This is a genomic window from Endozoicomonas ascidiicola (assembly GCF_001646945.1).
Taxonomy (GTDB): domain Bacteria; phylum Pseudomonadota; class Gammaproteobacteria; order Pseudomonadales; family Endozoicomonadaceae; genus Endozoicomonas; species Endozoicomonas ascidiicola.
This window is the reverse complement of record NZ_LUTV01000001.1, coordinates 328,527-338,034: the sequence shown is the minus strand read 5'-3', so window position 1 is coordinate 338,034 and position 9,508 is coordinate 328,527. Positions and strand designations below refer to the sequence as shown.

The following is a 9,508-nucleotide window of genomic DNA, read 5'->3' as shown; positions in this document are numbered from 1 at the left end:
AGCGTAAATTAAGATAGAGACAATCAGCTTTGGAGGGTACGCATGCTGGCCGAGATGATGGTATTTTTTTTCGACTTCTAAAGTGTCGATTCTCTGAAAGAGCAGTTCGTAGGTAAAGCAATCGTGGTCGCTGGGAAGMAGGTCAAAGATGTTGGTTGGAAACAGCAAATGCTGGTTGAACTCAACAGGGCTATCCTTGAATTTTGGAGGTGGAGACATTTGGCATCATTATATTTGGTTTTGAGGTTTATCATAACTGATTTGGCTATTCTCGGTCAGCCTCCTAGCTCATTTTCTGGTTTTATTTTCTTTACGCCAAATCCGTACCAATACCCTTCCCCAAGCACTATCCCACCCGTTACTCTGTTGAGTTTGAGTAGCTCATCATAGGAAAATACTCCCTCCATACCAACCATGTTGAATGAGCATATCAATGCATAAAATGCATTGACCAGATATCCCGGTTCATCTTCAAATGCAAAGCGTCCATAGTGGTGTGAGCGATTATCTATGAGTAGCTTCCATAGTTCGTCAACCTGCACAGCATCAAACACAACCTTGTCTTTACATTGCTTAACTACTGATTCATAGTTAAAAGCATTAGTAAAAAACTCTCTCAGTAGATCAGGCAAACCGAGGCATGCTTGATTTAGCGTTACTTCATCCCCATAAGTTTTCGCCAAAAGCACAGCAAATATGTCACATCGCCAACCATCCATTGAGCGATCTTCATAAATAATCCGCTCAAGCTCTCTCGATAAGTTTTTTATAAGCCCACTGCCCTCCGGGCAAAGTCGCTTTAGCGTCTCCGCAGAGGCTTGAGATAGTGAATCAACCCTAAAACTACAAAGAGGCTCATCCATAAAGGTTTTACTATTGCTTCCAACGCTACAACCATGAGCTATATTATTTGCACCATCCTTGATTTCTTGAATGTCATCCAGAACAGTCTTGAGAACCTGATTAGCTTTGTCTGTTATTTCCCCTGTTCTTACACGAGTAACGACACCTTTTTCACTGCCGGTATTTAGAGCCTCACCACCTCTTGGGGTTTCAGGAAGAGTCCCACCTAAAACCTTAACTTCATGAGTAGCAAATGAAGATACTGCGTTGCCAGAGCCTTGTTGGATACTCTCTTTAAAATGTACTGTGCTGGGTATCAAAGATAGTTGCGTGCACGATGCCATTACACCTCCTACAGGCGATAAACATTTTTATAAAATAATTATTAATAGAGGTATTTTAAGAGCAAAAGTTCCTAAAACCGTTGACTGCGCTGGTCTTTCCTTCATAAGTGACTGAGATTGAACAGGAACAGTGCAGTCAAGCATGCAGTGTTGTATCCTACCCGATTAGTATGCAATACCGACCTCTTACTGCTGAAAACAGGCAGTACACCTTAATTGATTAAGCCCGTTGAGCGATGATGGAAGAGCATTACCAACCGCATCAGATTGAGAGCGAAGCCCAGAAATTCTGGGAAGACAACGACAGTTTTGCTGTCACCGAAGACACTTCTTCAGAAGAGAGCAGGAAAGAAAAATTTTATTGCCTCTCCATGTTCCCGTACCCTAGCGGTCGACTGCATATGGGGCACGTGCGTAACTACACCATTGGTGATGTGATCTCCCGTTACCAACGCATGCGTGGCAAAAACGTTCTGCAGCCCATGGGTTGGGACGCTTTTGGTCTGCCTGCTGAAAACGCAGCGAACAAAAACAAAACCTCACCCGCACCATGGACTTACGAAAACATCGAATACATGAAAGGTCAGCTAAAGCGCTTGGGCTTTGGTTATGACTGGAACCGTGAAATCGCCACCTGTAAGCCCGACTACTATAAGTGGGAACAGTGGTTCTTCACTCAGCTCTATGAAAAAGGCTTAGTCTACAAAAAGATGGGCGCCGTTAACTGGTGCCCTAATGACCAAACGGTGCTGGCCAACGAACAAGTTGAAGACGGCCGCTGCTGGCGTTGCGACACCATCGTTGAGCGCAAAGAATTACCTCAGTGGTTTGTAAAAATCACCGCCTACGCGGATGAACTTCTGGCGGATCTGGATAAGCTGGAACACTGGCCTGATCAGGTTAAAACCATGCAGCGTAACTGGATCGGCCGCTCTGAAGGTGTTCAGATGACCTTCAAGGTAGCCAACCCTACTGACGGTACTCCAGAAGAATTCAAAATTTACACTACTCGCCCAGACACGCTGATGGGTGTGACCTATGTTGGCGTTGCTGCAGAACACCCTCTGGCGAAAGCAGCAGCGGTTAACAATCCTGCGCTTGCCACTTTTATTGATGAATGCAAATCCAACGCAGTCACCGAAGCCGAAATGGCGACCATGGAAAAGCTCGGTGTTGATACCGGCATTCGAGCCATTCACCCAATCACTGGCCGCGAAGTGCCCGTGTGGGCAGCTAACTTTGTGTTGATGGATTACGGTACTGGCGCCGTCATGGCCGTTCCAGGACATGATCAACGTGATTTTGAGTTTGCCACCCGCTTTGGTCTGAAGATTGAACAGGTAATTGCACCATCCAATGGTGAAGAAATCAGTGTTACTGAAAGCGCGTTCACCGAGAAAGGCATACTGGTCAACTCTGGTGAGTTTGACGGCCTGTCTTCAGAAGAAGCCTTTACTGCTATTTCCGACAAACTGGTTGCTGAAGGCAAAGGTGAGAAACAGGTTAATTACCGTCTTCGCGACTGGGGCGTGAGCCGTCAACGTTATTGGGGTTCTCCAATTCCAATGCGTTATCTGGAGGACGGCACAGAGGTTCCTGTGCCTCTGGAAGAACTGCCTGTTCTTCTGCCAGAAGATGTGGAGATGGATGGTGTTCAGTCACCCATCAAAGCGGACCCTGAATGGGCAAAAACCACCCACAACGGCCAACCAGCAACTCGAGAAACCGATACCTTTGATACCTTTATGGAATCAAGCTGGTACTACGCCCGTTACTGTTCACCAAAATCCGATGATCAGATGTTGAACCCGGAAGCTGCCAACTACTGGCTGCCAGTGGATCAATACATCGGCGGTATCGAACATGCGGTCATGCATTTGCTTTACTCTCGCTTCTACCACAAGTTGCTCCGTGACGCCGGCTTGGTAAACAGCGATGAACCCTACAAGCGCTTGCTTTGCCAAGGTATGGTGCTGGCAGATACGTTCTACAAGCTGGATGAAAAAGGCGTTAAACAGTGGATTGCTCCTACTGACGTTGACTTTGAATTAGACGATAAAGGTCGTTTGGTAAAAGCCACCCTGAAAGATACCGGCGAAGCCGTTGAGCATGCGGGCATGAGCAAAATGTCCAAATCCAAGAACAACGGTATTGACCCTCAGGAACTGATTAACCAGTACGGTGCAGACACCATTCGACTCTACACCATGTTTGCTTCACCACCAGAGCAAACACTGGAGTGGTCCGAAAGCGGTGTTGAAGGTGCTAACCGCTTCCTGCGTCGAGTCTGGAAACAAGTTGCTGAACACATTGCCGACTGCGAAACCAGCGGTAATACTGTTGCACTGGACTCCAGCGCACTGACCAAAGAACAGAAAGACCTGCGCCTTAAGGTTCACGAAACCATTAGCAAAGTGTCTGACGATTGTGAGCGTCGACTGACGTTCAACACCGCCATCGCTGCCATTATGGAACTGAGCAACGCCATCAATAAGTTCAAAGCTGACAGCGATCAGGATCGAGCGGTGATGCGTGAAGCTGTTGAAGCGACGACCTTGATGCTGGCACCTATTGCACCTCATGCCATGCACAGCATTTGGAAAGCACTGGGTCATGGCGATTCGGTATTAGACGCGAGCTGGCCTGTAGTCGACCAGGAAGCGCTAAAGAAAGACGCTATTACCATGGTCGTTCAGGTTAACGGTAAGGTGAGGGCTAAGCTCGAAGTACCTGCAGAGTTAGACAAAGATGCTGTCGAGAAACTGGCTTTGGAAAACGATAACGTGACGAAATTTACGGATGGCCTGACGGTTCGTAAAGTAATCGTCATCCCAGGAAAGTTGGTGAATATTGTTGCTAACTAAGTGAACAGGTTACAGTTCAGGGTGGAACATCACCTTGGACTGTAATTTCTAATCATCAAGATCATCGTAAAAGTCGTCGTCATCAAACTGACCATAAAAATCTTCTTTTTCTTCTTCGTTATCATCTCCACGATCACCCTTACCTTTTTTCTTCTTATTTATTCGACCGTTGTTTCCTCCGCTACCCACTCCCGGAATAATAATGTTGGGTGGCAATTGTTTCTGCAAACCTTCTATCATAGCCATAGGAGCAGCCATCGTTGCCATATTCAAATCCATCGAACCCACTAATGAGGCTGTTGCTGCTGATGCCAAAGGTGCCGCCTGATTGAGAGCCGAGCTTGAAAAAAGCGTTAGGCCTGACTTTAAAGCTGCTTCCAGCATCGTCCCAATTTTTTGTTGCCCCTCTTTTAATAAAACTGCGTTTTTGTTTGTCAGACGATGATCCGAAGCCAGATCCGATTTATCATCAGACTGACTAGACGACAACAGGCTAGAAAGCTTGGCATATTCGGGATCACACTCCACCTGCGAACAAAGTGTTAGTAGCTCAGGCAATTGTTTTTCCAGTGCTGCGGCTAAATCAGCGTCACTGACCATTTGAGCCACAACCTGAGATTGATCATCTCTTGAATCCTGAATATCAAGATGACTCGCTCCGGGCGTCTGTTCCCTGAGAATCATCGATAAATCCACCCCCTCATGTACCTTCAACCCAAGGCTCAAAAGCACATCACAGAGCAACATTTGCATAGAATACATATGCGCTCTAATTCCCAGATGACCACCCTGCAGCATTCCCTTACACAGCTCCGGGTTATCCGAAATCCCCAAAAAGCACTGAATCACTCGAATGATTTGCGCACTCTCATCTGAATCAGCACCCTCCATCGATAAAATCAGCCCAGGTAACATCAACATCACTGGCCGGATTTGCTGGAACTGGAAGTCACTGGGAGAAAAGCTTGGTGGCAATAACGATAGTCGCGGCGTAAGCACCATTGGGCGAGCCAGAAGGTCGGCAGGTGTCAGTTGAGGTGTCGGGTAAAAAACCATCAGCCTGGACGGGTTTGGAGACATCGGACAAATTTGCCGATTAACCATCAGCAACGAAGTCTGGGTACGGTGCTCAGCCCTTTGCCCAATGAAGATACTCTTCACATTCAATGAGGCAGAAATGCCCCGCATGTCGCAGGAGCCTGCTCCGGTTTTACTGAACAGCGAAACGGTTTTCGTGGCCGTCTGTGAAATCACGGCCGCACTGTTAGTGCTTAATCCCACTGTCATAATGAGGCAAAGTCCCCCAGCAAAACGCTGACACGTCTCAAATACCCCCATTTTCCTGATAAAACAATAAAACTAGAGGCTCCCTGTAGTGATATTTCAGACCCTTGAATAACAAATAAGTTCCTGTTTTCGATTAAAAATTAGCCATTTATTGTAACCATCGCACATAGTTACAATTCCCCCTATAACAAGCTGGAATCAATGGTCATTTGCTGGCAGAATTTTGCAACATATAATCCATGCTCAAATCAGGACTCATACTGTGTTTCGTCTATTAAAAGGAATTTTCATTGTTTCAGTTCTGCTGGCTTCCATAGCAGCGGGCATGGGCTATTTCTTTTCCAATAAAATCGGCCTGATGGCCAATCAATGGGTAGCCAACCTATCCCCTTACGTCCGTATCAGCTATGAAAATCTAGACGTGGATCTGAGCGGCAAGGTCATTTTGAATAATGCCTATGTGGATATCCAAAACGATACCCAGCCACCCATTCATGTTCAGCGTATTGTCGTACGATTCCCGGATATTTATGGCCTTTATCAAATGGCCATGAGTGGTGATTTCTACCACGTCCCTCCTCGCCTGAATATCGAGTTTCAAGGTGCCAGACTGTTCTTCCTGGACAACAGTCGGCTGGCCTCACACTTTACTGTTCGAAATGCGTTGCTCAACAGCAACTCAGTGGCAACCTGTGGCGCTAATTATCTGATGGGTCCTAAACAGCTTAAACGCATGGGGTACTCTTCAAATACATTGTTCAATCTCGGTGTTAATTTCGAATATTTTGCCTTCAACCAAACCATGGACCTGGTGTTTGATGCCGAAATACAAGGCCTTGGCTTTTCGACTCTGGGTATGACTCTCAGCAATGTAGCTGGATTACACTACGAAGCACTGGACGCTGGCGATAAGGTGGCTATCCAACGATTATCGATCAATTATCTGGATGATGGTTACACTGATAAAAAAGTCAGCTTCTGTGCTAATGCCTCAGGCATCAGTAAAGCGCGCTATATAAACAACCTGGTGACTCAGGACGATGCTTACTTCAGTTCCGTCTGGGGTATTATTCCCGGTCAGGAGTTCAGAGCGACCTACGGAAGCTTTTTCCAGAATCCACGTCGCATCGCCATCAATCTGGAACTGCAACAACCGCTCCCCCTGGCCAAGCTCGACTGGGACAGCACGCCTCCTCCTATTAGCCAGCTCTATATTGCCATCAATAATAAAGAGCTATTGATGCCGGAGCTGACACTGAATCCTGTAGCGCTTGGCAATCGGGTAGATGACCTACTGATGGCTTTCACACAACCCGAAGTACCCAAACCCCTACCTGAAACTAAAGCGGCGCCTGTCGTCGATACTCAGGTGCCGGCACAGCCTTCAACAGAAGATCGTGGTCAAAGAGAGATGTATACGGGCCAACACCAAGTTTTTACACCGATATCTATAGAAGAACTGGCAGAGGGTGAACCACGCCCGATACGAATCACACTGTTCAGTGGTCGACAGTATGAAGGTCTTCTGGAAAGCCTTGATGAAAGACTGATGAAACTGAAAAGTGATCAGGCCGGCGGTGAAGTAATCAGACCAGTAACTCTCAGTCGTATCGCCTCTGTGGAAGTCTTAATGTAAGACAGATTGCTTTTAATACCTGCTGGCATAAACAAAGCTTCTGCCAGCAGGTATTAAACGAATACTCAAAATCGCTCAACCCTCACCTTTTTGTTCGCAAAGACAATCAAGCATTACAAAATACACCTATCCTTATTCGATATTTACAAAACAAACACCGCTTTATCGGTAGAAATACTGACCAAAATCAAAACTCACTCACCCAATGTTTTTGATAATGATTACAGTTTACCTTCACGAAGAACTGGAAAATGAGCAATCCTCACGCTGGAAAATGTCCTGTGATGCACGGTGCCGTCACAGAAAGTGGCAAGTCTAATATTGATTGGTGGCCAAAAGCCCTCAACCTGGACATTCTGCATCAACACGATCAGAAAACCGACCCGATGGCACCGGAATTCAACTACCGGGAAGCGGTAAAAACCCTCGATTTTACTGCTCTAAAACAAGACATCAAAGACCTGATGGCCAACTCCCAGGAATGGTGGCCTGCGGATTGGGGACACTACGGCGGCCTGATGATTCGTATGTCCTGGCATGCTGCCGGCACCTACCGAACTGCCGATGGCCGTGGCGGTGCTGGCACCGGCAACCTGCGTTTTGCACCACTGAACTCCTGGCCAGATAACGTCAACCTGGACAAAGCCCGTCGTCTACTGTGGCCAATCAAGAAAAAGTATGGCAACAAACTGAGCTGGGCTGATCTCATTGCCTATGCTGGCACTGTCGCCTATGAATCCATGGGCCTGAAAACCTTTGGTTTTGCCTTTGGTCGGGAAGATATTTGGCATCCAGAAAAAGATACCTATTGGGGTTCAGAAAAAGAATGGCTGGCACCTTCTGGCGCGGAAGGCAGCCGTTACTCCGGTGAACGTGATCTGGAAAACCCTCTGGCTGCCGTCATGATGGGACTGATCTACGTGAACCCGGAAGGCGTTGACGGCAACCCTGATCCGTTGAAAACCGCTCGCGATATGCGCATCACCTTCGAACGCATGGCCATGAGTGACGAAGAAACCGTGGCACTGGCTGCCGGTGGTCATACCGTGGGCAAATGTCACGGCAACGGCAAAGCCGAACTGCTGGGCGAAGCGCCAGAAGGTGCTGAGCTGGAAGATCAAGGTTTGGGCTGGCTGAACAAAACCAATCGCGGTATTGGTCGCAACACTGTGTCCTCAGGCATTGAAGGCGCCTGGACCACCAATCCAACGAAGTGGGATAACGGGTTCTTTTATCTGCTGTTCAAATACGACTGGGAACTGAAGAAGAGTCCGGCCGGCGCCTGGCAGTACGAACCTATCAACATCGAAGAAGCCGATATGCCGGTGGATGTGGAAGACTCTTCCATTCGCTATAACCCGATCATGACCGATGCGGATATGGCACTGAAGGTTGATCCGGAATATCGCAAGATTTCCGAGCGCTTCCGTGATGATCAGGCGTACTTCTCTGAAGTGTTTGCCCGGGCATGGTTCAAACTGACCCACAAAGACTTCGGACCAAAATCCCGTTACATCGGCCCGGAAGTGCCACAGGAAGATCTGATCTGGCAAGATCCAATTCCTGCCGGTAAAGCGGATTATGATGCAGATGCCGTTAAAGCCAAAATCGCAGCCACTGGCCTTAGCAACAGCGATATGATTGCCACTGCCTGGGACAGCGCCAGAACCTTCCGCGGTTCCGACAAACGAGGCGGTGCCAACGGTGCCCGCATCCGTCTGGACTTCCAGAAAAACTGGGAAGGCAATGAGCCTCAGCGCCTTGATAAAGTGCTGACTGCACTTGAGCCGATTGCCGCAGAAACTGGCGTCAGCATGGCGGACTTGATTGTTCTGGCGGGTAACGTAGGTTTGGAAGCATCCATTAAAGCCGCTGGCTTTGATGTGAAAGTGCCTTTCGCTGCAGGCCGTGGTGATGCAACCCTCGAGCAAACCGATGTTGCGTCTTTTGAAGTGCTGGAACCTCTGCACGATGGTTTCCGCAACTGGCTGAAGAAAGACTATGCAGTGGCAGCAGAAGAAATGCTGTTAGACCGTGCTCAGCTTATGGGATTAACCGCCCATGAAATGACAACACTGGTGGGTGGTATGCGAGTTCTGGGCACTAACCATGGCGGCACAAAGCACGGCGTATTCACGGACCGTGAAGGCCAGCTGACCACCGACTTCTTTGTCAACCTGCTGGAGATGAATTACAGCTGGAAACCTTCAGGTAACGGTCTTTATGAGATTTGTGACCGTAAGACCGGCGAGGTCAAGTGGACTGCTACTCGGGTTGATCTGGTGTTTGGTTCAAACTCCATCCTCCGGGCTTATGCCGAAGTGTATGCCCAGGATGATAATCAGGAAAAATTCGTGACTGACTTTGTTGCCGTCTGGACGAAGGTGATGAATGCAGATCGGTTTGACTTGACCTAATTTAAATCACTGCTGTCCGGTTAAAAATCTGGGGAAGAACTGAAGTGCTTGTCTCTGTTGATCTACGGTAAAATAGCGGTTGTCGAGACAGCTATTTTACAGAACAAGAGAGACAGG

Annotated in this window: 6 protein-coding genes; 3 read left to right on the top strand and 3 right to left on the bottom strand. The window is 47.8% G+C overall.

Features of this window, described 5'->3' with window-relative positions:
- A partial coding sequence (locus AKL11_RS25835; RefSeq protein WP_495524911.1) for a transposase occupies nt 1–219 on the bottom strand: 219 nt, incomplete at its 3' end.
- A 56-nt stretch (nt 220–275) separates the two neighbouring features.
- Nucleotides 276–1,187, bottom strand: coding sequence for a hypothetical protein (locus tag AKL11_RS01270; RefSeq protein WP_067514774.1), 912 nt, complete (start codon nt 1,185–1,187; stop codon nt 276–278).
- Nucleotides 1,188–1,426: 239 nt separating this feature from the next.
- Here AKL11_RS01270 and leuS point away from each other — a divergent pair, with 239 nt between their 5' ends.
- Nucleotides 1,427–4,051 carry a leucine--tRNA ligase gene (gene leuS / locus AKL11_RS01265; protein WP_067515329.1) on the top strand — a complete coding sequence of 875 codons (2,625 nt, stop codon included), beginning with the start codon at nt 1,427–1,429 and terminating at the stop codon, nt 4,049–4,051.
- A 48-nt stretch (nt 4,052–4,099) separates the two neighbouring features.
- Here the strand turns inward: leuS and AKL11_RS01260 are convergent, their stop codons facing one another.
- Nucleotides 4,100–5,338: a hypothetical protein gene (locus AKL11_RS01260; protein ID WP_157673352.1), complete on the bottom strand. Its 1,239-nt coding sequence runs from the start codon at nt 5,336–5,338 to the stop codon at nt 4,100–4,102.
- Nucleotides 5,339–5,600: 262 nt separating this feature from the next.
- Here AKL11_RS01260 and AKL11_RS01255 point away from each other — a divergent pair, with 262 nt between their 5' ends.
- Both AKL11_RS01255 and katG read left to right on the top strand, forming a co-directional pair.
- Complete coding sequence (locus AKL11_RS01255) at nt 5,601–6,974, top strand: aq_1923 C-terminal domain (RefSeq protein ID WP_067514770.1); 1,374 nt, start codon at nt 5,601–5,603, stop codon at nt 6,972–6,974.
- Nucleotides 6,975–7,225: 251 nt separating this feature from the next.
- The gene (katG, locus tag AKL11_RS01250) at nt 7,226–9,391 is read left to right on the top strand and encodes a catalase/peroxidase HPI (protein WP_067514768.1); all 2,166 of its coding nucleotides are present in this window, start codon (nt 7,226–7,228) and stop codon (nt 9,389–9,391) included.
- The last annotated feature ends 117 nt before the right edge of the window (nt 9,392–9,508 follow it).